Origin of the sequence: Bradyrhizobium sp. USDA 336, assembly GCF_044908355.1 — a bacterium.
Taxonomy (GTDB): Bacteria; Pseudomonadota; Alphaproteobacteria; order Rhizobiales; family Xanthobacteraceae; genus Bradyrhizobium; species Bradyrhizobium yuanmingense.
Window position 1 is genome coordinate 190,234 of record NZ_JBIYDC010000002.1, and the last position, 25,413, is coordinate 215,646.

The 25,413-nt window shown below is 63.9% G+C and carries 25 protein-coding genes and 1 pseudogene; 10 read left to right on the forward strand and 16 right to left on the reverse strand.

What is annotated here, in order from left to right:
• Positions 1–3: 3 nt before the first annotated feature.
• Genes ABIA45_RS01620 through ABIA45_RS01640 form a run of 5 tightly spaced genes read right to left on the reverse strand, consistent with a single transcriptional unit; the run spans position 4 to position 5,383 of the window.
• Positions 4–1,536 (reverse strand): ABC transporter ATP-binding protein, encoded by a 1,533-nt coding sequence (locus ABIA45_RS01620; protein WP_225182870.1) that lies wholly within the window; start codon positions 1,534–1,536, stop codon positions 4–6.
• Positions 1,533–2,216, reverse strand: coding sequence for a cysteine hydrolase family protein (locus tag ABIA45_RS01625; protein WP_063688390.1), 684 nt, complete (start codon positions 2,214–2,216; stop codon positions 1,533–1,535). The genes ABIA45_RS01620 and ABIA45_RS01625 overlap by 4 nt, the downstream gene beginning before the upstream one ends.
• 17 nt (positions 2,217–2,233) lie before the next feature.
• Positions 2,234–3,160 carry an ABC transporter permease gene (locus tag ABIA45_RS01630; RefSeq protein ID WP_036045297.1) on the reverse strand — a complete coding sequence of 309 codons (927 nt, stop codon included), beginning with the start codon at positions 3,158–3,160 and terminating at the stop codon, positions 2,234–2,236.
• A gap of 1 nt (position 3,161) precedes the next feature.
• Positions 3,162–4,274 carry an ABC transporter permease gene (locus ABIA45_RS01635; protein WP_404650935.1) on the reverse strand — a complete coding sequence of 371 codons (1,113 nt, stop codon included), beginning with the start codon at positions 4,272–4,274 and terminating at the stop codon, positions 3,162–3,164.
• Complete coding sequence (locus ABIA45_RS01640; RefSeq protein WP_404650936.1) at positions 4,271–5,383, reverse strand: BMP family ABC transporter substrate-binding protein; 1,113 nt, start codon at positions 5,381–5,383, stop codon at positions 4,271–4,273. Before ABIA45_RS01640 ends, ABIA45_RS01635 begins: the two co-directional genes overlap by 4 nt.
• 397 nt (positions 5,384–5,780) lie before the next feature.
• Here ABIA45_RS01640 and ABIA45_RS01645 point away from each other — a divergent pair, with 397 nt between their 5' ends.
• Positions 5,781–7,037 (forward strand): allantoate amidohydrolase, encoded by a 1,257-nt coding sequence (locus ABIA45_RS01645; RefSeq protein ID WP_404655599.1) that lies wholly within the window; start codon positions 5,781–5,783, stop codon positions 7,035–7,037.
• 107 nt (positions 7,038–7,144) lie between these two features.
• Positions 7,145–8,518: a hypothetical protein gene (locus ABIA45_RS01650; protein ID WP_404650937.1), complete on the forward strand. Its 1,374-nt coding sequence runs from the start codon at positions 7,145–7,147 to the stop codon at positions 8,516–8,518.
• Between the two features lie 10 nt (positions 8,519–8,528).
• Here the strand turns inward: ABIA45_RS01650 and ABIA45_RS01655 are convergent.
• The 3 genes and pseudogenes from ABIA45_RS01655 to ABIA45_RS01665 all read right to left on the reverse strand — a co-directional run.
• Positions 8,529–8,666: pseudogene (locus ABIA45_RS01655) on the reverse strand (C4-dicarboxylate transporter DctA); the annotation flags it as partial.
• A 29-nt stretch (positions 8,667–8,695) separates the two neighbouring features.
• Positions 8,696–9,709 carry a formamidase gene (locus ABIA45_RS01660; RefSeq protein ID WP_404650938.1) on the reverse strand — a complete coding sequence of 338 codons (1,014 nt, stop codon included), beginning with the start codon at positions 9,707–9,709 and terminating at the stop codon, positions 8,696–8,698.
• 135 nt (positions 9,710–9,844) lie between these two features.
• Complete coding sequence (locus ABIA45_RS01665) at positions 9,845–10,066, reverse strand: hypothetical protein (RefSeq protein ID WP_404650939.1); 222 nt, start codon at positions 10,064–10,066, stop codon at positions 9,845–9,847.
• A gap of 350 nt (positions 10,067–10,416) precedes the next feature.
• On the opposite strand from ABIA45_RS01665, the gene ABIA45_RS01670 reads away from it, so the two are divergent.
• Positions 10,417–10,593, forward strand: a complete 177-nt coding sequence (locus tag ABIA45_RS01670) for a hypothetical protein (protein WP_192893126.1) — start codon at positions 10,417–10,419, stop codon at positions 10,591–10,593.
• A gap of 19 nt (positions 10,594–10,612) precedes the next feature.
• Here ABIA45_RS01670 and ABIA45_RS01675 read toward each other — a convergent pair whose 3' ends face one another.
• The 3 genes from ABIA45_RS01675 to ABIA45_RS01685 form a co-directional block, all read right to left on the reverse strand.
• Positions 10,613–11,992 (reverse strand): VWA domain-containing protein, encoded by a 1,380-nt coding sequence (locus ABIA45_RS01675; protein WP_157283865.1) that lies wholly within the window; start codon positions 11,990–11,992, stop codon positions 10,613–10,615.
• Between the two features lie 5 nt (positions 11,993–11,997).
• Positions 11,998–12,945, reverse strand: a complete 948-nt coding sequence (locus ABIA45_RS01680; protein ID WP_036007771.1) for a MoxR family ATPase — start codon at positions 12,943–12,945, stop codon at positions 11,998–12,000.
• Positions 12,946–13,092: 147 nt separating this feature from the next.
• On the reverse strand, positions 13,093–13,293 hold the full coding sequence (locus tag ABIA45_RS01685; protein ID WP_036007702.1) for a hypothetical protein: 201 nt from the start codon (positions 13,291–13,293) through the stop codon (positions 13,093–13,095).
• A gap of 223 nt (positions 13,294–13,516) precedes the next feature.
• On the opposite strand from ABIA45_RS01685, the gene ABIA45_RS01690 reads away from it, so the two are divergent.
• Positions 13,517–14,491: a quinone oxidoreductase gene (locus tag ABIA45_RS01690; protein WP_275500678.1), complete on the forward strand. Its 975-nt coding sequence runs from the start codon at positions 13,517–13,519 to the stop codon at positions 14,489–14,491.
• Between the two features lie 84 nt (positions 14,492–14,575).
• Here the strand turns inward: ABIA45_RS01690 and ABIA45_RS01695 are convergent, their stop codons facing one another.
• Entirely contained in the window at positions 14,576–14,851 is a 276-nt protein-coding gene (locus ABIA45_RS01695) for a hypothetical protein (protein ID WP_271544216.1), read from the reverse strand.
• A gap of 100 nt (positions 14,852–14,951) precedes the next feature.
• Positions 14,952–15,560, reverse strand: a complete 609-nt coding sequence (locus tag ABIA45_RS01700; protein ID WP_036045323.1) for a S24 family peptidase — start codon at positions 15,558–15,560, stop codon at positions 14,952–14,954.
• A gap of 155 nt (positions 15,561–15,715) precedes the next feature.
• On the opposite strand from ABIA45_RS01700, the gene ABIA45_RS01705 reads away from it, so the two are divergent.
• Positions 15,716–16,252 (forward strand): GcrA family cell cycle regulator, encoded by a 537-nt coding sequence (locus tag ABIA45_RS01705; RefSeq protein WP_271544218.1) that lies wholly within the window; start codon positions 15,716–15,718, stop codon positions 16,250–16,252.
• Positions 16,253–16,297: 45 nt separating this feature from the next.
• Complete coding sequence (locus ABIA45_RS01710) at positions 16,298–16,873, forward strand: hypothetical protein (protein WP_271544220.1); 576 nt, start codon at positions 16,298–16,300, stop codon at positions 16,871–16,873.
• A 45-nt stretch (positions 16,874–16,918) separates the two neighbouring features.
• Here ABIA45_RS01710 and ABIA45_RS01715 read toward each other — a convergent pair whose 3' ends face one another.
• A complete protein-coding gene (locus ABIA45_RS01715) occupies positions 16,919–17,275 on the reverse strand; it encodes a hypothetical protein (protein ID WP_157284176.1) in 357 nt (118 codons plus the stop codon).
• Positions 17,276–17,842: 567 nt separating this feature from the next.
• Between ABIA45_RS01715 and ABIA45_RS01720 the strand changes: the two genes are divergently transcribed.
• Both ABIA45_RS01720 and ABIA45_RS01725 read left to right on the forward strand, forming a co-directional pair.
• Complete coding sequence (locus ABIA45_RS01720) at positions 17,843–18,028, forward strand: hypothetical protein (protein WP_036007684.1); 186 nt, start codon at positions 17,843–17,845, stop codon at positions 18,026–18,028.
• Positions 18,029–18,161: 133 nt separating this feature from the next.
• On the forward strand, positions 18,162–18,503 hold the full coding sequence (locus ABIA45_RS01725; protein WP_157283861.1) for a phasin: 342 nt from the start codon (positions 18,162–18,164) through the stop codon (positions 18,501–18,503).
• A gap of 284 nt (positions 18,504–18,787) precedes the next feature.
• On the opposite strand, the gene ABIA45_RS01730 is transcribed toward ABIA45_RS01725, so the two are convergent.
• On the reverse strand, positions 18,788–19,105 hold the full coding sequence (locus tag ABIA45_RS01730) for a cytochrome c (protein WP_157283860.1): 318 nt from the start codon (positions 19,103–19,105) through the stop codon (positions 18,788–18,790).
• A 334-nt stretch (positions 19,106–19,439) separates the two neighbouring features.
• A complete protein-coding gene (locus tag ABIA45_RS01735; protein ID WP_404650940.1) occupies positions 19,440–21,236 on the reverse strand; it encodes a ShlB/FhaC/HecB family hemolysin secretion/activation protein in 1,797 nt (598 codons plus the stop codon).
• A gap of 131 nt (positions 21,237–21,367) precedes the next feature.
• On the opposite strand from ABIA45_RS01735, the gene ABIA45_RS01740 reads away from it, so the two are divergent.
• Complete coding sequence (locus tag ABIA45_RS01740; protein ID WP_404650941.1) at positions 21,368–22,600, forward strand: FecR domain-containing protein; 1,233 nt, start codon at positions 21,368–21,370, stop codon at positions 22,598–22,600.
• A gap of 44 nt (positions 22,601–22,644) precedes the next feature.
• Positions 22,645–25,386, forward strand: coding sequence for an EAL domain-containing protein (locus ABIA45_RS01745; RefSeq protein WP_404650942.1), 2,742 nt, complete (start codon positions 22,645–22,647; stop codon positions 25,384–25,386).
• Positions 25,387–25,413 lie beyond the last annotated feature (27 nt).

A 25,413-nucleotide genomic window follows, 5' to 3' on the forward strand; every position in this document is an offset into this window, starting at 1 on the left:
CGTTCAGTGCCCCGCCATGTGGCGGCCGACCACCGTGAGATCGGCTTCGCTGGTCCGCGCTTCATACACGAATTCGCCGTGGAACATCACCACGAGCCTATCCGACAGTTCGAGCAGCTCGTCGAGGTCCTCGCTGACGAGCAGGACGGCGGCGCCGCGGTTGCGCGCGGCCATGATCTCGGCATGGATCTGCGCCACCGCCGCGAAATCGAGGCCGAAGCACGGATTGGCGGCGATCAGCACCTCGACGTCGCCGCCGAGCTCGCGGGCCAGTACAGCCCGCTGCACGTTGCCGCCCGACAGCGCCGAGATCGGCGTATCGGGCGTGCGGGTCTTGATCTTGTACTGGCCGATCTTCTTCCTGGCGTCGCTCCGGAAGGCGCTACGATTGAGCCACCAGCCGCCACTTGCAAAGGGTGCGCGGTCGAATTCTCGAAAGGCGATGTTGTCGGCGACGCTCATGCCGCCGACGCAGGCGTTCTTCAGCGGCTCCTCGGGCAGCAGCGACATCCTGTGCCGCCGCATCTCCTCGCGGCTTGCGTGATAGAGATCGCCGGCGACGCGCACCTCCCCGCTCTCGGCCTCGCGCTGGCCGGCCAGCACCTCGACGAGCTGGCGCTGGCCATTCCCGGAAACGCCGGCGATGCCGACGATCTCGCCGGCGCGAACGGTGAGCGAGACATCGTGCACGGCAACGGCGCCCGCATCGTCCAGGGCGCGGAGCTTTTGCAGCTCCAGCCTGGCCTGACCGGCTTCGCCGGTGCGCGGCGGCTGCACCGTCAACTCCTCGGCACCGATCATGGTGCGGGCCATCGCGTCCGGCGTCAGCTCGGAAACCTTGCCGGCACCGGCGAGCTTGCCGCGGCGCAGGATGGTGACGTCATCGGCAAACGCCATGACCTCGCGGAACTTGTGCGTGATCATCAGGATGGTCAGCTCGCCCTTCACAACCATGTCGCGGAGCATGCCGAGCACCTCGTCGGCTTCCGCCGGGGTCAGCACCGAGGTCGGCTCGTCCAGGATCAGGAAGCGCCGCTTCAGATAGAGCTGCTTGAGGATCTCGCACTTCTGCCGTTCGCCGGCAGAGATGTCGGAGACCTTTGCGGAGAGCGGTACCTTGAAGGGCATGCTGCCCAAGAACGCCTCCAGCTCCTTCATCTCGTTCGGCCAGTTCACCACGGCCGGCACGTCATCGCGCGCCAGCACGAGGTTTTCGGCAACCGTCATCGCCGGCACCAGCGTAAAATGCTGGTAGACCATGCCGAGGCCGAGCGCGTGGGCATCCTTCGGGTTGGCGATCGCCTGCTCGCGGCCGCCGACGATGATGTCGCCTTCGGTCGCGTGGTAGTAGCCCATGATGCATTTGACGAGGGTGGATTTGCCGGCGCCATTCTCGCCGAGCAGGGCGTGGAACGAGCCCGGCCGCACCTTCAGCTCGACATTGTCCAGCGCCAGGAAGTCGCCGAAGCGCATGGTCATGGCGACGGCGTCGACGCCGAAGGCGCCCGAGGGCGGTGGCGTTTCGCCGATGATCACGAAATCGCTCCGATGAAGGCATCCGAGGTCGAGACCGCGCCGAATACGCCGCCCTGCATCTTGATCATCTTCAGCGCATGGTCGTGGTTGCTCTTGTCGGTCGCGCCGCAGCAATCGTGCAGCAGGACGCATTCGAAGCCGCGGTCGTTGGCCTCGCGCATCGTGGTGTGGACGCAGACGTCGGTCGTGATCCCGGTCAGCACGATGTTCTCGATGCCGCGCACGCGCAGGATCAGCTCCAGATCGGTGGCGCAGAACGAGCCCTTGCCGGGCTTGTCGATGATCGGCTCGCCCGGCAGCGGCGCCAGCTCCTCGATGATATCCCAGCCGGGCTCGCCGCGCACCAGGATGCGTCCGCACGGGCCGGGATCGCCGATGCCGGCGCCGATCTGGCGCGAGCGCCAGCGCTTGTTGGCGGGCAGGTCGGAGAGATCCGGGCGGTGGCCTTCGCGGGTATGGATGATATGGAAGCCTTGGCTTCGCATCGCTGCGAGCAGCCGCTTGATCGGCTCGATCGGTGCCCGTGTCAGCGAGAGGTCGTAGCCCATCTTGTCGACATAGCCGCCGACCCCGCAGAAATCGGTCTGCATGTCGATGATAATCAGCGCGGTGTTCTCGGGGCGGAGATCACCATTGTAGGGCCAGGCATAGGGCTCGGACTTGATGTAGCGCTCGGGCATGGACGACCTCGTGCGTGTTACCGTGTGATCGAGAGTTCGGCGGGCGCGCCGGTCAGCGTCCGCTTCGGCGAGCAGGTGATGATCATGATCGCCAGCGTCAGGATGTAGGGCGCGGCGTTGAAGAGGTGATAGCCGGAGGTGACGCCGACCGATTGCAGCGCCGGACCCAGCGCCGCTGCGCCGCCGAAGGCGAGCGAGGCCCACAGGCAGAGCAGGGGATCCCAGCGCGCGAAGATCACGAGGGCCACGGCGGTGATGCCCTGGCCCGAGGAAAGGCCCTCGTTCCAGCTTCCGGGGTAGAACAGGGACAGAAACGAGCCGCCGATGCCCGCGAGGAAACCACCGGCCATGGTGGCGCGCAGGCGGATCAGCAGCACGGAATGGCCCATCGCGCGTGCGGCATCCGCGCTCTCGCCGGCGGTGCGGATGAGCAAGCCCCAGCGGGTGGTGCGGAAGGCCCAATAGAGGATCGGCGCCAGCGCCACGCCGATCAGGAACAGCACGTTGATGCGCAGCGCTGCCTGGACTTGCGGGATGTCGCTCCACCAGCCGAAGTCGATGGCGGGCAACCGCGGCGCTGTCGGCTCGATCAGCGGCTTGCCGAGATAGAACGCAAGGCCAGTGCCGAACAGCATCAAGGCAATGCCGACGGCAACGTCATTCACGCGCGGCAGCGAGCAGATGCCGGCATGCAGCGCACCCAGCAGCGCGCCGGTGATGCCGGCGGCAAGCACGCCGAGCCACGGAGAGCCGGTGAGATAGGAGATGCCATAGGCGCTCATCGCGCCCATCACCAGCGTGCCTTCGAGCCCGAGATTGATGCGGCCCGCACGCTCGGTGATGCATTCGCCCAGGCTCACGAACAGGAATGGGGTGGAGACGCGAATGGCGCCGCCGAGGACGGCGAGCGGGACGGTCCAGAGGCCGATCGATCCGTCTGCCATCTCAGGATTTTCCCTTCAGGAATCCGATGCGGCCGTAGAGCGCATCGCTGGCGAGCACGAAGACGAAGATGATGCCCTGCAGCACCAGCACGGACGCATCGGGCAGCCCCAAGCGGCGTTGCAGCAGGCCGCCGCTGGCGCTGATGCCACCGAGCAGGATCGCGACGGGGATGATGGCGAGCGGATTTTGCCGCGCCAGAAAGGCGACGAGAATGCCGGTGAAGCCGTAGCCAGCGGCGAGGTTGGCGTTGGTGCGTCCCTGCACGGCGGCGACCTCGACCATGCCGGCGAGGCCAGCCGCGCCGCCGGCAAGGAAGCAGACGGTCAGGATCAGCTTGTCGACGCCGAGACCGACGATCTTCGCAGCACGGATGTTGCCGCCCGCCACGCGCGCGGCGAAGCCGAACACAGTGTGATAGATCAGGATGTAGGAGGCGATCGCAGCGATCAGGCCGAACACGAGGCCCCAATGCACGTCGGTGCCAGGAATGGAGCCGATCATGTTGGCGGCGCCGATCTCGCGGGTGGACGGCTTGTTGAGGCTGGCGGGATCGCGCATCAGCCCCTCGACGAGATGGTTGAGGATCGCGAGCGCGATGTAGACGAGCAGCAGGCTCGAGATGGTCTCGTTGACGCCGCGATATTGCCGCAAGCCGCCGGAGAGCATGATCCACAGCCCGCCGCCGATCACGCCGGCGCAGACCATGGCGACCTGGACGATGAGCGGCGGCATGCCCTGAAGCGCGAGTGCGGCGCTGGTTGCCGACAACGCGCCGATCAGCAGCGCGCCTTCGCCGCCGATGATGACCATGCCGAGCTGCGCCGGCAGCGCAGTACAGAGTGCGGTGAGGATCAGGGGCGCTGCGCGCGTCAGCGTGTTCTGCCAGGAGAACCAGGTGCCGAACGCGCCGTAATACATGTAGAAATAGAGATCGAGCGGATTCTTGCCGAACATCGCGACGAAGATGCCGAACACCGCGAGCGCGCCGACCAGCGCCGCGCCCGGGATCAGGACATATTCGATCGTGCCGCCGTGACGCTGGAGGAAACCGGGATCGGCGGCCGGGGCGACTGTCCCGACCGCGTCTGTGGAATCCGCCGCTTCCGTCGTCACGAAGTGGCTCCGAGAACGCCCTCGACGAGGTAGTCCATCTTCTCCAGTTCAGGATCCTTCTGGCCGCGGTTGGTGCCGGCGGGGATCACCGTCTTGCCCTTGTTGTCGACCAGCCCACCCTTGAAGATGGCGAAGCCTTCTGCCGACAGGAATTTTGCCTTGGCCTCGTCGGCCGCTTTGCGCGCTTCGGCCGAGACCGCTTCGCCATAGGGCGAGGTCTTGACGATCTCTTCCTTCAGGCCGCCGCGGTAGAAATTCGGGATGCCTTCGCCGGAGGCGATCATCTTGACGAACTTCGGATAGAGCGCTTCCCAGTTCCACTCCGCGCCGGTGAGATAGGCCTTGGGTGCCAGCGCCGACTGGTTGGTGTGATAGCCGCAGACGAAGGCGCCGCGCCGCGCCGCGTTCTCGACCATGGTCTTGGGCCCATCGACGTGGCAGGTGAGCACGTCCACGCCCTGATCGATCAGGCTGTTGGTGGCTTCGGCCTCCTTGACCGGCATCGACCAGTCGCCGGTGAAGATCACCTGCGTGGTGGCCTTTGGATTGACGGACTTGGCGCCAAGCGTGAAGGCGTTGATGTTGCGCAGCACTTGAGGGATCGGCTTGGCCGCGACAAAGCCGAGCTTGCTGCTCTTCGATGTCAGGGCGGCGACGATGCCGGAGATGTACTGAGCCTCGTCGATATAGCCGAAATAGCTGCCGGCGTTCTTGGGGTCCTTCTCGCTCCAGAGGCCGCCGCAATGCTCGAAGCGGAGCTTCGGGTACTTGTTGGCCATCTTGATCATGTGCGGATTGTAGTACCCGAACGAGGTCGGGAAGAGCAGGGTGGCGCCATCGAGATTGATCATGGACTCGATCGTCTTCTCGACCGCGTCGGTCTCCGGTACCTTCTCCTCCTCGACCACCTTGAGGCCGGGAATCTTCTTCAGCGCCGCCGCGCCCTGCGCGTGTGCCTGGTTGTAGCCGTAGTCGTCGCGCGAGCCGACATAGATGAAGCCGATGGTGGTCTCGGCTGCGAAGGCCGGGCGGAGGCCCGCTGCCGCGCCGAGGGTGAGGGCCGCGCCGCCCTGCAACACATGACGTCGTGAAATCCTGCCAGAATTCATTGCTCGCTCCCCTTGGCGGATGCCCCGCCTTGATCTCACGGCTGCGCCGGCTTGGCGGAGCCGGGATCAGATGTCGCAAGCTTCGTGCCAGAGACTATGAAGCGTGCAATTCGTTATAAGTACTTGAAATAAGTATGGGATAATGTGTGCTCTGAACGTGGCGAGGAAAATGGCAGACTAATTTCTAGGCAATATCAAAGCATTGTATGCAGCGGAGTTGAGCAGCCAGAACCTGCTCGTGCATGTGCATGATCCGCGTCGGACGGTCGGCCGGCAAGGCGCATTCATGCTAACCACGCGCTGACTGGGACGGCGCCGGAGGATGTCCGCTGGCACCGAACCTGTATCGATTGTCGTCAGGACCGCCGTGTCCTCAGAAGATGGAAAGCTCGCCGAGATGGGCGCTGGTACCGTTCACGATGCATCGCTCGGCAATGAGATCGTTCGCCGGATCAACGAGCTCGGCGCGATCTCGGAAGACCCCGTGAAGCTCACCCGCATCTTCCTCAGCAAGGAGCTGCGCAAGGCCGCGGACCTCATCATGGGGTGGATGCGCGAGGCCGGCATGAGCGCCCATCTCGATGCCATCGGCAATGTCTGCGGACGGTACGAAGGCGACCGGCCGGGCATGCCCTGCCTGATGCTCGGCTCGCATTACGACACCGTGCGCGATGCCGGCAAATGGGATGGACCGCTGGGTGTGATCACGGCGATCTCTTGCGTCGCCGATCTCAACCGCCGCGGCAAGCGCCTGCCATTTGCGATCGAGGTGATCGGCTTTGCCGACGAGGAGGGGGTGCGGTTCGCTTCGACCTTGCTCGGCAGCCGTGCGGTGGCCGGCACCTTCGATGAGAGCGTGCTGAATACGCGCGACCGCGACGGCGTGTCGATGCGCGAGGCGCTCGTGCAGTTCGGCCTCGATCCCGACCATATCGGTGCGGCCGCCCGCGCGCGGCGCGAGCTGCTTGCTTATCTCGAATTGCACATCGAGCAGGGGCCGGTGCTGGAAGCGCAGAACCTGCCCGTGGGCGTCGTCACCGCCATTGCCGGGGCCACGCGCCTTGCAGCCCGGCTCTCGGGTATGGCCGGTCACGCCGGCACCGTGCCGATGGCGCTGCGCCGTGACGCGCTCGCCGGTGCGGCCGAATGCATCAATGTGATCGAGCAATTTTGCCGCACCGACGAGGGCGGCCTCGTCGGCACCGTCGGCTACATCCAGGCGAGGCCCGGCGCGACCAACGTCATTCCGGGTGAGGTATCCTTCACCATCGACATGCGCGCGCCGACCGACATGCATCGCAAGCGCGCGGTGGCCGATGTCGTCGGCCAGATCGAGGCGATCGCCAAGCGGCGACAGCTGGCGCTTCAGCTCGACGTTACCCACGAGAACCGCACCGCGCCCTGCGCGCCCTGGCTCAAGCAGCAGATCGCGCAGGCGATCGAAGCCGAAGGCTTCTCCGTGTTCGAGCTGCCGAGCGGGGCAGGGCACGACGGCATGGCGATGATCGACATTGCCGATGTCGGCATGATCTTCGTCCGCTGCCGCGGCGGCATCAGCCATCACCCGGACGAGCATGTCGCGCTCGCCGATGCCGATGCCGGCGCGCGTGTGCTGCTGCGGGTGATCGAGAATTTCGGGCCGCGTAAGGCCTAGGCGAGCGTCACGGACCCGCAAGTCACCGGGTAGAGATACGAATCAGTCATGTTTAAGATGGTGGCCATCATCACGAGGGTCACGAGACAATCAGCCGATTGACGGACATGAACAGCGACATCTCTTTTCCATCACATCGTGAAAACCGATTCTATCAGGGGATGGCTGCGACCTTCGTCGCCAACGCCCTTCAGGCGGTCAATTTCCTCGGTGATCGATTCCTGAGACAATCGCATCATTCGTTGTCGGCGATCGAGGACCTCTATCGGCACTCGATGGACAGCGCCTTTTCGGTGACCGAGGCCTTCCTCGTCACCGGCGCACCGCACGCCTCCGCCTATTACCCCCGCGACTTCGCCTGGTTCTATCCCGACGTTCTCGATCCTGAAACCATCATGGATGCGCAGGACGCGGTGCGGCGGGTGCGCCTGCTCGAAAAGAGCGTGCGCCTGCTGCTGGAGGCCGTTCGCGCCGACGTGGTCACCACGACCATCGTACCGGCCGGGCGCGGCCGGTATCTCGGCGTGAACTATTTTTCGCGACCCTCGGATACGCTGCTCGGCATTCTCGCCGGTCTGCAGCAGATGATCTCTGCCGGGGAGAGGGCGTCGTCCTACCTTGCGATGTCGCAATGCGCGCACGCAGGCCGCTTGTTGCTGGCCGAATATGGCGGAGACCTGAAGCGCGCGATCCTGAAGCTTGCGAGCGAGCTGGAGTCCTTCGACGCTGACGGCACCAGATATTTGCTGTGCGACGCCAGCGGCCGGCGTTCCGCGGCGACGGATACCCGCGCCGAGCGCCGGCGTTTCGTCACCAATGCCTGCGTCTACACGACCTTTGTGTGGGGCGTGCAGCTCGGGATCGTCGGCGAGAACGAGCTGAAGCGGCTGCTCGGGCGCGACCTCGCGCAGTACAAGAGGGATCTGCTCCGCCTCTTCGGCAAGAACGGCTACATCAGGCATTCCCTGGACGGCCCGGCGAGCTCACCGGCATCGTCGGTCGCATTGGATTTCGTCAGCGTGCACCGCGGCTTCTGGGATATGAGCGAGGCGAGCGAGCGCGCGCTGTTCGCGGCCACGACGGATCTGATCATCGCCGAGCCACGGTTTCGCATTCCGAGCACGTTCCACTTCCTGGTCTCGGCGGACAACCCGCGGACCAAGATGATCCACAAGATTGCAGCTCCCGCCTATCAGGGGCGTTCCTCCTGGCCGACGTTCAACGTCGAATTTGCCGACCGCATGCTGGATTACGATGAGTTCTCGGGTGGCGATACCTATCGGGCCTGCGCGCAAGGAATCCTGAAGGACATTCGCGCCGCGACCGAACTCCATGGCGGCTATCAGGAGCTGATCTCGGAGCAGGGTCTGAAGTATCGCACCTGGGCCTATAAGGGTGCCGTGGCCCACTCGTGGTTTCCGCGCTTTCTGTCGGTCTGGAGGAGGGCCTACGGCACGCCACTCCTCCGGTGGAACGATTGATCCGCGACCACTATTCAGCGGTCACGTCCACTACCTCGCCGCCCTCCAGCACCTTGGCCGCCTTGGCGCGGTCGAGATCGCCTTCCCAGGCCGCGACCACGACGGTTGCGACGCAATTGCCGACGAGGTTGCCGAGCGCGCAGGCCAGATTGTCGCGGTTTCACCCGAGAAACCGGGTTATTCCGCCGCCTTCGCCGTCTTGCCGAACATCCGCGTCGGGGCCGGGAAGCCGCACGAGGTGCCGTCGGTGACCTTGACCTGATTTTCCCACGGCAGTCGGAAGGTGCCGGCGACCATGTCCTGCATGAAGGTGTAGGGGCAGTCCATCGCGCCGCCCTTCACCGCGACATAACCGCGGTGCCAGAGCTGGTAGATGTTGTTTTCGACGCCCCAGTTGATGCGGGCTTCGCGCACGAGATCCGGCCGGACCTCTGCGGTGATGATCTCGTCGGCACGGCCGGTCGTACCATGCGCCAGCACGGTGCCGTCGAAATTGACGATCATGCCTTCGCCCATGGAATCGAACGAGCCGTCCGAGCCACACATGCAGACATTTGCGGTGATCATCAGATTCTGAAACGAATTGGCCTGGTTGGTGAAGCGCCAGGCTTCGCGGATCGGCGCGGTGTAGCCGGCGGTGCGGATCATGATCTCCGCGCCTTTGTAGGCGCATTCCCGTGCCATCTCCGGGAACATGCCGTCATGGCAGATGATCAGCGCGATCTTCGCGCCCTTCGGACCCTCGATCACGGGAATGCCGATGTCGCCAGGCTCCCACGGCTCGACCGGAATCCAGGGATGAAGTTTGCGATAGTAGAGCTTGATCTCGCCGTGATCGTCGATGATCAGACCCGAGTTGTAGGGATTGCCATGCGGGTTAAACTCCATGATGGAGAAGCAGCCCCAGATCTCGTTGTCGACACAGGCCTGCTTGAAGGCCGCAACCTCCGGTCCGTCCAGCCGACACATGATCTCCGGATTGGTGTCCATCGACAGGCCGTGCAGCGAGTATTCGGGGAAGACCACCAGATCCATAGTGGAGAGATTGCGGCGGGCCTTGCCGACCATCCAGACGATGCGCTCGGTCTGCCTGGCGAGATCGGCCGCGCTCACCACGCTAGGCAGCTGCAGCTGCACAAGTCCGATAACCACACCGTTGGGGGATTTGTTCAGCCCGCCAAGCCCGTTCATGATCGGCTCCCTTGCCTGTCTGGCGCAGCGTCGTTGCGCGCCGGATCGTGTCGCAAGAAGCAAATCCGATTTCGATGAAGAGCTAAAGATTATTTTTCAGGCGATGGCGCAGTTACGCGGCAGCAGGCCATCTCGTCACGCCACGAGATCCAGCAGCCGGCATGAGCCGCGTACCAGCACCTTGCGTCCTGTGGATGTGATCGCAGGTACGCCGTCATTCACGTCAACGAGGCCGAGCTTGGCGAGGCTTTCGACGAGATAAGCCTTCGCGAGGCGACCGTTCGACACCGGGTTGCGAAGCGCCTTTAGCGCTTCCCACTGGTCGGTTGACAGATCAAAGTCGAAATCGTTGCTCATGTCGCCTCAGCCGATCGTCCGGTTCGCGTGCCCCTGTTAGCGGCGCCGCATGAAGACCATGCGACGACAATGAGTCGGGAATTCGGTCAGCTGTTTAGAACATCTCTTCACAAATTTCGGCACTTCGTTGCGCCACAAGAGTTAACGTCGTTCGTGCAAAATACCGTCACGATCTCCGATCACTAATTGATGATCTGCAATTGATGTTGCGATGCGAGCTGCCGCAGTGCACGGCAAGCATCACTGTCCTATTTGGCGTCGCGATATGCACGGAAATGATGAGGCGGGAGGTTGAGGACTCTGTTACCTTGGCCGGCGGGGAATGGCTTCACACGGCAGGAGTGGAGTGCATGAACAGGCTGGTGGAAATTCGCAGTCAGGAATTCCTTTGCCGAGAGCGCGCGGCGCTCGATTCGAAGCGCCGGCCGTTCTGGCTGGCGCAGGCAGAAGAATGGGAGCAGCGCGCTCTCGACGAAATCGCGCGTCACTTTCGGGAGTGCAATCAGGCCGAGCTGAACGCCGCCTGACGGAGGTGGCTGTTATTGCCTATTGATAAGTCGCCACAATATCGGAAACAGCGCGTTCGAGCTGTTGCGCGGTGGCGCATTGGCGCACGACGCTGCAAAAAGTTGCGTAACGCGGCATCTCGGAATCGCCAAAGCCCCAGGCGAGCCGCCCCTCGGGATTGAGCCAGACCAACCGCTTCGAACGCTCGGAGATCCGGCGCAAAATGTCGGCGCGTGGGTCGAGATTGTTGCTGCGGGCATCGCCGAGCACGATCACCGTGGTCTGCGGCGTCAGCGCGCTCATGAACTCCTTCTCGAAATCGACCAGCGAGGAGCCGTAATCCGACGAGCCGAAACCGACCTTGGACATGATCTCGGACATCGCTTCCTCCGGCGACTTCGTCTCCAGGATCTCGCTGACTTCGATCAGGTGTGAGGAGAAGGCGAAGGAGCGGACGTCGTCGACCACCTCGTGCAGCGAGTGGATCAGCAGCAGGAAGAAGTCCGAGACTTGCGCAACAGAGCCCGAGACGTCGCACAGCGCGACGATCTTCGGCCGGTCGCGATGCTTGCGCTTCCATGCCGTGAGGAAGGGCACGCCGCCCCAGGCCGCGTTGCGGCGGAGCGTTCGGCGAACGTCGAGATGGCCGCGGCGCTGGCGCTTGCGCGGCTTGGAATAGCGCTCGCGCAGCCGGCGTGCGATCTGGCGGATGAGGGCACGCATCTCGGCGACCTGGCGACGCTCGATGCGGGCAAGCGGCGCGTTGCGCAGGATCTCGTTGCGGAGGTTCTCGGCCTCCTCGCGGGCATAAAGTGCAAGCCCTTGCGAGACCGTGTCGCGCACGGCTTCGCGCAAGGCATCGAGCGCGGCGCGCAGGCGCTCGGCCAGCGACGGATTGGTCGCGGTCAGCTGGTCGAGATCGTCGCGCAAGCGCTGGAGGCCCATTGCGTCGAGGATGCGGCTGGAGAATATGCCGCGCTGGGTGGAGTAGCGGATGTCGGACAGGGAGGCCGCGCCGGAGGCACTGGCAATCGCGGCAGCGATCGCGTTGCGATCCTGCGACAATAGCATCTGCGCCAAGGGACCCAGGCCCTGGGAAGGCTGACCTTCGCCCGCCTCGCTCGCCGAGCCGGCGGAGGGCGGCTGATCCTCGCCTTGCGCAGCATGATCTTCGCCGGCAGCCTCAGGCTGATCCTGCCGCGGCTCCGGCTGGCTGAAGAACAGATCAAAGCAGTCGCCGAGCGCGAGCTTCTCGTCCTGCGACTTGGCGAGCGTCAGCAGCAGCGCATCGCGCAGCACGGCACGATCAGAGATGCCGACCTGCGCGACGGCGCGCATCGCATCGATGCTTTCGGCCGGCGAGACGTGAACGCCAGCGCCGCGTGCCGCCCGAAAGAAGCGATGGAGATTTTCGCGCATCGGCGTCAACCGAAGACGTTGGACCGGGCCGCCTTGGCAATGAAGGTCGTCACCTGCGGCGTCGCGGCCTCGATGTCGGCTTCGTATTTCAGGAGCACGTTGAGCGTGTCCTTGACGATCTCAGTATCGAGTTCGGAAGCCTGGAGCAGCACCAGCACACGCGCCCAGTCGATGGTCTCGCTGACCGAGGGCAGCTTCTTCAGATCCAGCGAGCGGATCTCGTGGATGAAGCCGACCATCTGCCGGCGCAGCGTCTGCGAGATGCCGGGCACGCGGCTTTCGACGATGCGCTCCTCGAGCCGCTGCTCGGGAAAGCCGATATGCAGATGCAGGCAGCGTCGCTTCAGGGCATCGCCGAGGTCGCGCTCGCTGTTGGAGGTGAGGATCACCGTCGGCGGCGTGATCGCCGAGACGGTTCCGAGCTCGGGGATGGTGACCTGGAAGTCGGACAGGATTTCCAGCAGCAGCGATTCGAATTCGGCGTCCGACTTGTCGATCTCGTCGATCAGGAGCACGCAGCCGCCCGGCTGCTCAAGCGCCTGGAGCAGCGGCCGCGGCTCGACGAATTCCTTGGAGAAGAACACGTCGCCGAAATCGTGGAGCTGGTCGAGCGCGGCATGCAGCGTCTGCGCGCCGCCGAGAACCTCGCCGAGCTTGTCCTTGAGGATCTGCGTGTAGAGAAGCTGCTTGGCGTATTTCCACTCGTAGAGCGCCTTGGCCTCGTCGAGGCCCTCATAGCATTGCAGGCGGATCATCTTCATGCCGCGCCAAGCCGCAATCGCCTTGGCGAGCTCCGTCTTGCCGACGCCCGCGGGGCCCTCGACCAGGATCGGCTTCTCGATCTGCTGCGACAAATAGACGGCAGTCGCGATCTGCCGGCTCGCGATGTAGCCCTGCGCGGCGAGGCCGCTCTCCACTGCCTCGATCGAGGTCGAGGCCTTCTGATCAGCCACGAAAGGGCGCTCCCAAAGGTCTTGCTTGAGGCTTGTTCTGCCTGCGTTCCAGGCAAAGAACAAGCCACGTTTGGGAGACATCCGACCCGCGTGAACGGCGTTTTTTCCGCTAAGCGCAAATAGTTGAGCGCTTCGCTGTTGGCGCGATCAGTGCCGCAGCAACTCCGGCTTGCGGATCGTTTGCCTCAGCTCGGCGCCGCAATCGGCGCATTCATAGACGAAGTCGATCTTGGCAAGGCTCCAATGCGGCTCGACCTCGCGCACATACATCGGCAGGAACCCCATACAGGTGGGGCAATTCACTGGCGCGATTTCGACGTCCTGATGATGCTGAACGTAAGCTGGCATCTCGGCTCTCCTTCGCAGGCGACCCATCAAACCCCGCGCAAAGGCTACTCCCGGTCGCCGCGGGGCCCTCATCAACTCTTTCGAATGGAAGTGGAACGGCGGCTGTTTGTCGTTCGCTGTGACATTCTTGTTACGACTTCTATACTGTAACGGGCGGACCAAATGCCTATTTCACAGGCCGATCCGGTGTTCGGACTCATTTCAACGATAAAGGAGCACGCCCATGACGCATGCCATTCGCTTTCACAAAACCGGCGGTCCGGAAGTCCTGGTCTGGGAGGAGGTCAGCGTCGGCAAACCTGGGCCCGGCGAGGCGCGCATCCGCCACACCGCGGTCGGCCTCAATTTCGTCGACATCTATAACCGTTCCGGCCTCTATCCGGCGCAACTGCCGAGCGGGCTCGGCAGCGAGGCGGCTGGCGTCGTCGAGGAGGTTGGGCCTGGCGTCACCGATCTGAAGCCGGGCGATCGCGTCGCTTACGGCGCCTCGCCGCTCGGGGCCTATGCGGAGGCGCGGCTGATCCCCGCCGACCGGCTGTTGAAATTGCCCGACGGCGTCGACGACAAGACAGCGGCGGCGATGATGCTCAAGGGGCTCACCACGCAATATCTGATCCGCCAGACCTATCGGGTGAAGGCCGGCGATACCATCCTGCTGCATGCGGCCGCCGGCGGTGTCGGCCTGATCTTGAGCCAGTGGGCGAAGCATCTCGGCGCGACCGTGATCGGCACCGTCAGCAACGACGAGAAGGCGAAGCTGGCAAACGCGCATGGCTGCGACCATGTCATCATCTATACAAGGGAAGATTTCGTGAAGCGGGTCGACGAGATCACCGGCGGCAAGAAGGTGCCGGTGGTGTATGATTCCGTCGGCAAGGACACGTTCCTGAAATCGCTGGATTGCCTCGCTCCGCTCGGCGTCGCCGCGCTGTTCGGCCAGTCCTCCGGCGCGGTTGAGCCGCTTAATCTTGGCCTGCTCGCCCAGAAGGGCTCACTCTACGTCACGCGTCCGACGCTGTTTACCTACGCCGCCAAGCGCGAAAATCTGGTGGCGATGGCGGGCGAGCTGTTCGACGTCGTCAAGTCCGGAGCGGTCAAGATCGAGGTGCACCAGACCTACCCGCTGAAGGACGCCGCCAAGGCGCATGCCGATCTTGCGGCACGCAAGACCACGGGATCGACTGTTCTCCTGGTGTAGTGCCGACGGGGCGGTGGCGCGAGCTCCGCTGCACACTTTGCGCTAACGCGGCCCTTCAGGTCCGGATCATGCTGTGGGCCTGCGTCACATCCTCTCGTGCTTGCGCAGATCGCGGACGTGATCGAGGCGAATTGCCTGGAGATCGACGTCCTCGGGCTCGATCTGTGGGAGGGCCGCCTCGGCCAGGATGGCCTCGGTGACATCCTCGACCGAGTTCTCCACGATCTCGTGGATGAACGAGACGTTCCGATACTCACCCGAGGCGATGCGGGAAATGACCTCGCGCCGGGTGATTTCGGGATCGACGATCGCCTCGCGGCCCCGCCGTCCATAATCGATCATCACGACGAAGTATTGCATGAAACGATCCTGCCGCGCCCCGTGGACGGGACGCCGCAGATTATTTCCGAAAATCGGAATTATGTCAAGTGTGATTTCTATTAATCAGAAGCGGCAGCCCTCATTTGCCCTTCTTGCGCGGCCGCGCCGACTTCGCGCGCAGCCGCTCAAGCTGTCCCTTGGGCATGGACAGGCAGATCTCCCCGACCCAGTCAAGCTTGACGCCGACGATCGGCTTGGCATTGAAGCTCGTGAGGTTGACCACTGAGGGAGATTTGCCCCGCTCGATGGTCTTCAGATAGCGCTCGCCCGTCTTGAGGCGGACCACGGCCTCTTCGCCGTAGAAGCTCGACAGCGGGTGGCGCTGGTCCTTGTAGACGACGATCACGTCGCCGCTTTCGTATTTGGGCAGCATCGAATCGCCCACGATCTCGAATGCGATCGTCTCTTCCATGATCGGGAAGGGCAACGCGACGTCGCCGAGACCTTCCGGCGGAACCTGTTCGTAGTCCGGCTCGATCACCGCGCCGGCTCCGACGCGGCCCATGATCGGCGCGAGATTGAGCTCGAGATATTCCATGATCGGAATTATCTCCGAGGCCTTCACCAGGCGCTCGCCGCCGAGAATCTCCGAGACCGCGCCGGGCCGCACGCCCATGGCCGCAGCCAGGCCGCCCTTGCTCTTGCCCGTCTTCTCCAGGCCCCGCTCAATCATTGCTACGTCCAGCATGGTGATTCCCTCGATTGCGCACCGTCTCGCCTCTTGTAATCCGAAATTCGGAATTGATGCAATTATGAATATCAGAAATACGGCTTGACTCTGTATTCGGAATAACGGAATGTGCGTCTCGCCTCCCGGGTGGAGGCGCATCACAGGACAGCAGCATGGAACCGGGCCATTGGCCGTCGGAGCACTCCGACGCGCTTCGCGACTATTTTCACAAAGGCATGTCTTATGCGGAGATCGGAAGACAGATAAACGCAAGGTTTGGAACGGCTTATACGCGCAGCGCGGTGGTCGGCCGCGCCAAGCGGCTCGGGCTCATCGTGCCGCAATGGATGACGAGCCCGGCGCTCGCGCCGCCCTTGCCGGGTGAACCCACCCTGCTTTCGCCGCGCCGGGTGGCGTGGCCGAGCCTCAATCTGCCGCCGAAGTCCGCCATGAAGCCTGCGGCGCGGGTGAAGTTGCGCTGTGTCGGCATCCAGCCGCGCCTGATCCAATTGGTCGAGCTCGAGCCGGCCGACTGCCGCTATCCCTATGGCGGCGACAAGGACGGTGAGGAGATCACCTTCTGCGGCCACCCGCGCCAGCCGGGCTCGAGCTATTGCGCGCCGCATGGCCGTCTGACGCGCCGTTCCGAGGCTGCGTCGGCGGCCCGTGCCGCGGGCCCGGTCGTGCTGAAGCTGGTCTCGGCGCTCTGACGGTGCCGCCCTCCGTTCAACTCTCAGTCTTGCAAGGAGATCCGAGTGGCTCGTGCCCGACGCAACAAGTCCTACAAGTTGGCGCAGATCTACGACCGGCGGTCGCGGGAGGTGCCGTTCAACGCCGAGATCGCGGAGGTGGAGGTCGACAATCCGCACGCGCTCGATTCCGACGAGAAGATCCTGGCGATCCGGTCGGTCCGCGGCGATCCGCTTGGCCGGCTGCACGCGCACCATCAGATCGACGAGGCGCAATACCGCGGCGGGCGCGCCTTCCAGAACGATTGGGAGCGGGCGGAACGCGGCCCGCAGGCGGTGGATACGACGCGCGAATATGTCGATGGGACGGGCACGCGTGAGCCCGTCACCGAAAGCCAGCGCCAGGCGGTGCTGCGGCTCAACCGGATCGAACGAGAGCTCGGCACCGACGGCGCCGCGCTGGTGCACGACGTGCTGGTGCTGGGTCTGACCATGGATCAGGTTGGGCAGCGTCGTGCCGTCCGCACGCAACGCTGGAACGATTACTTCGCGCGGCGTTTTCGCGAATGCCTGGACCGGCTGGCGCTGATCTACGGCTTCGCGACGGACACGGGAACGGCGCGCGGGGGCCGACGTGGATGATTGCGGAGCGCCGGCGGTCTCGGCCGCCGGCGTCCCGCCCATTGCTTACGGGTGAGGGACGATCTGGTAGGGCGTGGTGTAGGGCTCGACGCGCAGCGAGGCATGGGCCAGCAGCCCGATCTTGGCTGTCGGTGCCTGCTGTAATTCGCCGTTGGGGCCACGATGCACGTTGTATTGCCAGACGGTGAGATCGCCCTTCTGTGCCAGCGCGTGTGCAACGGCGCTCGCATCATTGCCGCCGAGCGCCTGAAGCTCTGCCGCCGACAGTCCGACGACGATTTCGTCCTTGACGGTGACGATCTTGAACAGGTTCATCTTGGTCTCCTGCGCCCATGCGCCTTGTGTCGAAAGGGTGAGAAGCGCGATTGCGGCGCCCTTGATGAGATCGCAGCGAGAAAGCATGCCGTCGTCCTTTTTGGTGCTGAGGTGCGCCCAATCGAAGAGTTTTCAGCCATGGCGCCCGTGTCTGCGTGGCCGTGCCGCAACGGCTTGGTCGCTCGCGCGTGGACGGCGGTTCACGGGGACCGGCCGCGAGATCGACTTTCACGCGCCTAACGCAACCGCCGGGACCGATTCAACAAATGCGTGCATCTTGCTGAAGAATCGCCAATTCGTGCGCGCTAACGTGGATTTCACGTCGGAAGCACGACGAAACCCCGTGTCGATTGACAGCAAGAGGGCTGTGCGCGTGATTGATGACGCTTCTTGACGCAGGTGGGTGACGGCGATCGATATTCCTGTTATCCGGAAACGCCGTGGCGCGATGCAGACCAAGCATCGCTATACCCACGGTTGGGCTTGCCGGATGGGTTGTTGCTTGGCATAGTTGCAACCAGATGGAGGCCGTCGTTTGGACGCGGTTCAGCCTGCAACCCGGCGGGTCCCTTCGGCCTAACGTTCGTCGCCATAGTTCTGTTGCGGCGTTCGGTTCTCGAGCGGATCACGACCGATGCTTGTCATAGGTGCGAGATGAAAAACCTCAATTTCGCGGCTGAGCTGCATCTCAAGCTCGGTGTGCCTGCAGGCAGCACCGTGGAAAGTCTGCGCCTGCTGCGGGCCTTCCTGAAGCTCGCGCCGCGACAGCGCTTCGAGGTGATCAAGCTGGTCGAAGATCTCGCCACCGACGAAGCTCTTCCCGAGCACCCCTTATCCTAGAGCCCGGCCGCGCGCCCATCCTGCCCATTTTCCTGCCAGAGCAGGCTCCCCGGCATCGTTCGCCGGAGCGCTGGCGGCTGGATGGCGGTCAGGCAAATGTGGTATTCAGACGGAAAAAGGGAGGAGCGAGACCATGATCGAACCGAAAATCGAAGTTCCGGCCGAACTGCGTGACTTGGCCGAGAAGACCATCGACCAGGCCGAAAAGGCCTTCGGCATGTTCTTTGAAGCGGCGACCAAATCGATGTCGTCCGTTCCGGGGGCGGGGACAGAGGTGTCGAAGCAGGCGTTGGCTTTCACGGAGCAGAACATGAAGTCGGCCTTCGAGCATGCGCGCAAGCTGGTGCATGCCACCGACCTCCAGGAGGCAATGCGAATCCAATCCGATTTCCTCCGTAGTCAGTTCACCAGCGCCGGAGATCACATGCGTCAGATGACCGGCAGTCTCATGCAACCCGGCAAGGGCAAGCCCTGATTTTCGGTCTGTGTACAGCGTGCCCACAAATTGATCTTGTATAACGTGAAGATCCGCGCTTCGATACCGGTGCAGGTCCATGATGGGCCACCGAATGATCTCATTCGCCGTCTGTCATCCTTTCTGCTGATCCCTGCCGGTCCACCGGCAGGGATTTGCATTTGCAGCCTTCGTGCAGCCCGGCGTGACCATCCGGGATGAAGCTCAGACTATCGCTGAAGCATGACTTCGGAAAAGCGCTGAACGGTTTGCTCGAGCGCGGCCTTCGGCGGCCGATCAGGCATCTAACGCAGCGATGCGATGTAGGCCGCGATATCGCCGGCTTCGGTTCGGCTCAGGGGAAAATTCGGCATCTTCGGGTGCGGATCGAGCAGGAAGAATGCGAGCCTTTCCGCACTGAAATCCGGCCTGCGCGCGACGGACGCAAAGGAAGGGACGTCGGCGCTCGCCTGAGCCTGTCCGTTCGCCACGACATGGCAGCTCGCGCACCAGCGCCTGGCGAGGTCGGCGCCGTGACCGGCATCGGCGCCGAGAGCGGACGACGAGCCGACGCCAGAGACGAGTCCAAGCAGCAGGAAAATCCGTCTCACATGCCGGAGCATAGGGCAATCTTTCTGCATTCGCTTGCGGCTGCTGTGCTCATCCGCAGCAGGATCCTGGAAACTGCGAGAGATCGATGCGAGCGACGATCGAGCGCAGCAGCCTGCGGGTCGAACGATAGAGATGCCGCATGGATGCAGGCACTCTCGCCGCGAGCAGGCCCTTCGGAACAAGGCTTTTCCTACCAAGACTTCCGGTATAGTGCGACACGTGTCTCTCCGACGGCACGTGGTTTCTTACCGTGCCGTGTCGGAGCCACCTTGATCTGCCGCAAAGCGTCCCGGCCAATAGTCGTCCGGGTTCATGATCATTGGGCTCTGCAAGCGCAAGGGGCGGCTAGAGACAGGCGGCCTTGCCGCGTTCGGGGCAGAGCCGGAACGCGCTCGACAGCGTGAAAAGAAAGCGTGGGCTGCGACGCTCGTTGTCAGGCGCCCGGTAGCTTAAGGGGACGGCGACGCCGAAATCGGCCTGGAGGTCGTCCGGCAGGAAGAAGCGCACACCGGCCCCCGCCGATGTCAGCGACAGCCCGTCGCTCAGGCGATAACCGTGGTTCCAGACGGCGCCAGCGTCGCCAAAGGCATAGAGTTGGTAGCCGGTCCAGTAGCGGAAATTGAGCTTCTGGTCGAAGCGCAGCTCGAGCGAGCCGGCAAGGCCGTTGTCGCCGCTGATCTCGGCTGCGCCATAGCCACGGCCAAAGGCCGCGCCGCCAAGATAGAATTGCTGCGAGGTGAACAGCGGGCGCGATGCCGTCTGGCTCGCCGCACCGAGCTTGAGCGACCAGACATCGTTGAGTGTCTGGTAGCGCGTGAACCAGAGGTTCAGGACCGAGAAGTTCGAGGAGGCGCCGTCGCGTGACAACAGATCGTCCTGGAAATGCGAGGCGCCAAAAATGTCCAGGCCCTGACGGTAGGTCAAAGTCGCAAAATTGGTACCGCCAAAAGGATCCAACAGCCGGTAGTCGGCGGTCAGGCTCGCCGTCCTGATGTGGTCGTTGTACCAGGGCCCGTAAAGGTCATGCTCGGACACATTGCTGAAGATCGTCGCCGCGGTCAGCGTGAGCGTGGAGGATTGCGACTGCAACGGGACGACGCCGGCACGCAGCTCGAACGCCTCGGTCGTGGTGATGTCGCTGTCGAGCCGGCGCATATCGCCCGGTCTTACCGCGCTGTACAGCACGGAAGCACCCAGGCGGACACCGTCGACGCCGACGGGCGCATCGTACGACAGGCGTGCGAAGCCGAGCTGACGGGGGTCGTTGGCGATGGTCGACAGGTTGACCGCCAATGTATCGCCAGGCGTGAGGTAGGAGTTGAACGCGCCGGTGGCGTAGGTCTGCCAGGGACCGACCGACGAGGATCCGAGATTGTCGAGGCCGAACGAGGAGAAGACGTGCCAGGTCTTCAAGTAGATGGTCAGGCGGAAGCGGCCCGTCGTACCGCCGATCTCCTCCAGCGCAGTGTCGGTGATCCGGACGCCCGGCCTGCCATTGATCAGGAAGAGCTGGCGTTCGAGCGTTGCCAGTCGCGAAGGCTGTTCGGTCAGAACCGGCGCCAGCATCGGCATTATGCCGAACTGTTCGGCACCGTCGCCCTTCAGCTCGGCCTGCACGATCGCACCTTCCAGGACCTGAATCCGGACACGGCCGTCGGCGATGTCTTGTGGTGGCACGATGGCGCGGCTCAGATGAAAGCCGGCTTCGCGGTAGAGGTCGCTGATGGCGCCTGCGATCGCGGCCAGATCCGCCTGCGAGACCTTTCGGCCGAGATAAGGCTGGTAGACAGCGGCGATGCGATCAGGGGAAACCGCGTGGGCGCCGCTGACGCTGACGCCGCGCAGCACGAATTGCGGCTTGGTATCGCCGCCCGTCGTGGGCTGTCCGGCGCTCGGCAATCGGACCGGCGGCCGGCCAAGCGATTCCTGCTCGGTCTGGTTATCAAAATATTTCTCGGGCTGGCGCGGGTCGAAGCCCGGCTGGTTCGCCTGTTGAGCAAATGCCGCTGGAGTTGCCGCGAAAAATACCGCCGCCGATACCAATGCGGTAAGGAGATGCCGCTTCTCACCGCGCGCAGCGACGCTGTCTCCGTAGTTCGACGGAGGATCTGCCACGGGACGGTAAGGGTTCGTTAGCCGCATGATTTTTCATAGGTTTTTATGGTCAACGATTGGTTAATCCGGCCGCTCCGCTGGCCGCTTTCCGATAATCCTATCTTGAGTGATTTCGGATACCCCTCAGGCTTGGCTGTAAACGCGGGCTGAGGATCATCATGTTCGGCAGAGTTGGAATGCGGCGCGCCCTGGCGGCGGCGCTGATCCTGGGAACGGCCTCCAGCGCATTCGCGGCGGACGACGGTGTGTGGTCGGTCAGCAAATCCTCGGGCGAGGTCTGGCTTGCCACGAGCGGCGCCCAGCAGGTGTCGTTGACGTCAGAAGGAACGCTGAAACCTGGCGATACCATTCGCACCGGTCGCAACGGGCGCGTACTCCTCGTCCGCGGCGAGGAAACGATCCTGATCTCTCCCAATTCGGTGGTGGGCCTGCCGGCCGAGAAGAAGGACGGCCTGTCGACCACCATCATCCAGCAGGCGGGTTCGATCCTGCTCGAGGTCGAGAAGCGCAACGTCAAGCATTTCGAGGTCGAGACGCCCTATCTCGCCGCCGTGGTCAAGGGAACGCAGTTCAGCGTCACGGTCGGTGCCGGTAGCACCAAGGTCGGCGTGCTCCGCGGCCAGGTCGAAGTCTCCGATTTCAAGACGGGACAGATTGCGCAAGTGATGCCCGGACAAGCGGCCACCGTCTTCGAACACGGCAAGCCCGGTCTCAGCCTCAGCGGTGCGGGGACGCTCAATCCGATCGAGCAGGGCAAGCCCCGCGCGCCCACGATCGAGCGTGTCCCAGTGCCGAAATCGGGCCTGTCGGCGCCGCGCCATGCGACCAACGGCCATGCCATCCATGCGCTCGGCCCGATCGACAAAGTCACCAAGGCGGGCGGCGCACCCAAGGCCTCGGGGCAGGCGGCCGGCGGGCATGCCCCCAAGGCGGGAGTCGTGCGCATTTCGGCCGCGCTGGGGGAGGTCAAGCTGAACGTCCACAAGGCGACGCGCGGCCTTGCGCACGGCGGCGTTCCGCCAGGGCAGGCACGTAACGCGAATGCCAGGGGCGACAGTCAGACGGTCTGGAACGATGGCAAGACGAGCCCGGCTGCATCCAACGGCGCGGCAAGCAGCGGTGCTGCCAGCGCGAACGCCACGATCGCCGCAACGACAGCCGGCTCATCCAGCGATGCCCCGCGAGCAAACAACGGAAATCCCGGTGGCAACGGTAACTCGGGTAACAACAACGGCAACAGCGGCAACGGCGGCAATCAAAACAATAGCGGTAACGGCGGCAACAACGGTCACGGTCACAGCAGCCATGCCGACAACGGCGCCACCGGCAATGGCAGAGGCAACAACGGCCACGGCCACGGAAATGGCAGCAATGGGCACGGCAGACGCTGAGCTCTAGGTGGACGCTTCCGTCGGGGCGGGTGTGGGGGGCTCGGGTGAAACGCTATCGGCCGCATATTCTTGTCGTGATCGCGCTCGCGGTGGTGTTGTCCACGGGCTGGCACGCTGCGCTTCGCAATGCGCTCACCGATCTTCGATTCAAGTGGCAAACGCGTGCGGCCACCGGCGACATCGTCGTGGTCGGTATCGATGCGCCGTCGATCGACCAGATCGGGGTGTGGCCCTGGCCGCGGCGTCTCCATGCCGAAATGCTGCAAAGGCTGGAAGCGGCAGGCGCGCAGGACGTTGCCTTCGATGTCGATTTCAGCACGCCGTCGGATCCCGCCTCCGACGCGGCCTTCGCCAAGGCATTGCGAGACGCCGGCGGTTCGACGATCCTGCCATCCTTCAAGCAGCCGACACCGAGGGGCGGCCCGGCCCATGTCAACCGGCCGCTGAAGTCGTTCAGCAACCAGTCGTGGCCGGCTCTCGTCAATGTCGCAATCGAATCCGACGGGCTGGTTCGCCGCTATCCGTTCGGCGAGAAGCTCGGCGATGCTTTCATGCCTTCGATGGCCGTCGTGCTGGCGGGACAGGACGCCAATCGGCGACCGCCCTTTCTGATCGATTTCAGCATTCGCGCACCCTCCATTCCCGCCGTCTCCTATGTCGACGTGCTGCGCGGCGATAGCGCCACGCTCGACAAGCTGAAAGGCCAGAAGGTCATCATTGGCGCCACGGCGCTCGAGCTCGGCGACCGTTTCAGCGTTCCCAACGGCAGTATCATCTCGGGGCCAGTCCTCCAGGCGCTCGCCGCTGAATCGATCCTTCAGAACCGGACCCTGCGCTGGACCTCCGATGTCGGCATGGTGGTCGGACTGGGCGCAATCTGCCTGCTGATGCTGTATTCGTGGCGCCGTATCGCGCCAGGACTTCGCGTCGCAATCCTGATCGCAGCCGGGGCGGTGGTCGAGCTGGCCGCAATCCTTGTGCAGGCAAGATGGCCCCTGGTCATCGATACGTCGCTGTTCCACATCGCCATCGTCGCTTACCTGACCGCGATTGCGCTCGACGAAATCGACTTCCGCAGCCTGCTCGGACGCATCGCCGAGAGCCGCTTTCATCGCATCGCGATGTCGCTCGGCGACGGGCTGGTCTGCACCGACGAGGATCACCGCATCACGGTCTGGAATCCCGGCGCGAGCGCGATCTTCGGCTACATGCCGGCCGAGATCATCGGCCGCCCGTTCGAAACGCTGTGCGCTTTGCCGGCACACGCCGGTGCAAGACCGTCCATGCACGACGCCGCGCGCCAGGCGCTCCTGGTTCCAGGCGGCGCCGTCGTCGTCGAGTTCGAAGGCCGGCGCAAGAACGGCGAAACCTTCCCGGTCGAGGCGAGCTTCTCGGGCTGGCAGGGAACCGACGGCTTTCAATATGGTGCCATCCTGCGCGATATTTCGGTGCGCAAACGCGAAGCCGAACGCATTCGATATCTCGCCGAACATGACGCGCTGACGGGGCTGGCCAACCGGAACATGCTGCATATGGGCCTGACCGATCTGATCGCCGCGGCGGAGCGACGGTCTTCGAGCGTCGCGTTGCTCGTGCTCGGGCTCGACGGCTTCCAGGAGATCAACAACATGCTAGGGCACTCCGCCGGCGATCTCGTGCTGCGCGCGGTCGCCGAGCGGCTGCGGAGCGAAGTCGGTGGCAAGGCGATCGTCGCCCGGCTCAGCGGCGACGAATTTGCCATCGCGATCGATTGCGCAGAGATCACCGAGCCGGTCGCAGCGGTGACCGAGCGAATCGCGCGCGCGTTCGAGGCCCCTCTCGCAGCCGGCACGCGCCAGCACCGGGTCAAGATCAGCGTTGGCGTCGCCGTCTATCCTGAAGGCGGGAGCAACGCCGATGACCTCCTGAGCAACGGCCATCTCGCGCTGACGAAAGCCAAGGCGACCAGGCGCGGCGGCCACGTCGTATTCGAAGCCGCGATCCGGCAGGAGCTCGAGACCCGCTTGAGGCTGGAGGGCGAGCTGGCGCTTGCCGCCGACCGCAGCGAATTCGAGCTGTTCTACCAGCCGCAAGTTCGTCTGATCGACGGCAGCCTGGTCGGGGCCGAAGCGCTGATCCGCTGGCGGCATCCGGTGCGCGGCTACGTCTCGCCGGCCGAATTCATGCCTGTCGTCAACACCTCCGCGCTGTCGGAACGGATTGCGAACTGGGTGATGGAGACCGCCTGCCGCCAGGCGCGAGCTTGGGAATTGTCCGGCAGCGATGTGCGCGTGGCGATCAACCTCTCTCCCTCGCAGCTTCAGTCCGGCGACCTTGCGCATTCGGTTGCAGCGCTGCTCGAGACGACGGGGCTGACGCCGTCGCTGCTCGAGATCGAAGTCACCGAAGACATCCTGCTGCATGACGAACGCCGCGTGCTTGAAATGTTCAAGCGAATCCAGGAGCTCGGCGTCCGGATCCTGTTCGATGATTTCGGCACCGGTTATGCGAGCATGAGCTATCTCAAGAAGTTTCCGCTCGACGGCCTCAAGATCGACCGGTCGTTCGTCTTCGGTCTTCTCTCGAACTCCGACGACGCCGCCATCGTCGGGTCGACCATCGGCCTCAGTAAGCAGCTCGGTCTCACCGTCGTCGCCGAAGGCATCGAGAACCGCGCAACGGCCGACTTCCTGGTCACCATGGGATGCGAGGAAGGGCAGGGATATTTCTTCGGCCGTCCGATGCCCGCCGAGGCGTTTGAGAGACAGTTCCTGGCGGCCGAACTCCAGACTGTCAGCGCCGCCTGAGCGGAGGCTTTGGCCTGTGCGTGACAC

Bases quoted from the DNA above. Each gene is read 5' to 3' on its own strand.
- ABIA45_RS01625 (WP_063688390.1), bottom strand. From the start codon at position 2,216: ATGCCCGAGCGCTACATCAAGTCCGAGCCCTATGCCTGGCCCTACAAT.
- ABIA45_RS01630 (WP_036045297.1), bottom strand. From the start codon at position 3,160: ATGGCAGACGGATCGATCGGCCTCTGGACCGTCCCGCTCGCCGTCCTC.
- ABIA45_RS01640 (WP_404650936.1), bottom strand. From the start codon at position 5,383: ATGAATTCTGGCAGGATTTCACGACGTCATGTGTTGCAGGGCGGCGCG.
- ABIA45_RS01645 (WP_404655599.1), top strand. From the start codon at position 5,781: ATGGGCGCTGGTACCGTTCACGATGCATCGCTCGGCAATGAGATCGTT.
- ABIA45_RS01650 (WP_404650937.1), top strand. From the start codon at position 7,145: ATGAACAGCGACATCTCTTTTCCATCACATCGTGAAAACCGATTCTAT.
- ABIA45_RS01660 (WP_404650938.1), bottom strand. From the start codon at position 9,709: ATGAACGGGCTTGGCGGGCTGAACAAATCCCCCAACGGTGTGGTTATC.
- ABIA45_RS01665 (WP_404650939.1), bottom strand. From the start codon at position 10,066: ATGAGCAACGATTTCGACTTTGATCTGTCAACCGACCAGTGGGAAGCG.
- ABIA45_RS01670 (WP_192893126.1), top strand. From the start codon at position 10,417: ATGAACAGGCTGGTGGAAATTCGCAGTCAGGAATTCCTTTGCCGAGAG.
- ABIA45_RS01675 (WP_157283865.1), bottom strand. From the start codon at position 11,992: ATGCGCGAAAATCTCCATCGCTTCTTTCGGGCGGCACGCGGCGCTGGC.
- ABIA45_RS01685 (WP_036007702.1), bottom strand. From the start codon at position 13,293: ATGCCAGCTTACGTTCAGCATCATCAGGACGTCGAAATCGCGCCAGTG.
- ABIA45_RS01690 (WP_275500678.1), top strand. From the start codon at position 13,517: ATGACGCATGCCATTCGCTTTCACAAAACCGGCGGTCCGGAAGTCCTG.
- ABIA45_RS01695 (WP_271544216.1), bottom strand. From the start codon at position 14,851: ATGCAATACTTCGTCGTGATGATCGATTATGGACGGCGGGGCCGCGAG.
- ABIA45_RS01700 (WP_036045323.1), bottom strand. From the start codon at position 15,560: ATGCTGGACGTAGCAATGATTGAGCGGGGCCTGGAGAAGACGGGCAAG.
- ABIA45_RS01705 (WP_271544218.1), top strand. From the start codon at position 15,716: ATGGAACCGGGCCATTGGCCGTCGGAGCACTCCGACGCGCTTCGCGAC.
- ABIA45_RS01715 (WP_157284176.1), bottom strand. From the start codon at position 17,275: ATGCTTTCTCGCTGCGATCTCATCAAGGGCGCCGCAATCGCGCTTCTC.
- ABIA45_RS01720 (WP_036007684.1), top strand. From the start codon at position 17,843: ATGAAAAACCTCAATTTCGCGGCTGAGCTGCATCTCAAGCTCGGTGTG.
- ABIA45_RS01725 (WP_157283861.1), top strand. From the start codon at position 18,162: ATGATCGAACCGAAAATCGAAGTTCCGGCCGAACTGCGTGACTTGGCC.
- ABIA45_RS01730 (WP_157283860.1), bottom strand. From the start codon at position 19,105: ATGCTCCGGCATGTGAGACGGATTTTCCTGCTGCTTGGACTCGTCTCT.
- ABIA45_RS01735 (WP_404650940.1), bottom strand. From the start codon at position 21,236: ATGCGGCTAACGAACCCTTACCGTCCCGTGGCAGATCCTCCGTCGAAC.
- ABIA45_RS01740 (WP_404650941.1), top strand. From the start codon at position 21,368: ATGTTCGGCAGAGTTGGAATGCGGCGCGCCCTGGCGGCGGCGCTGATC.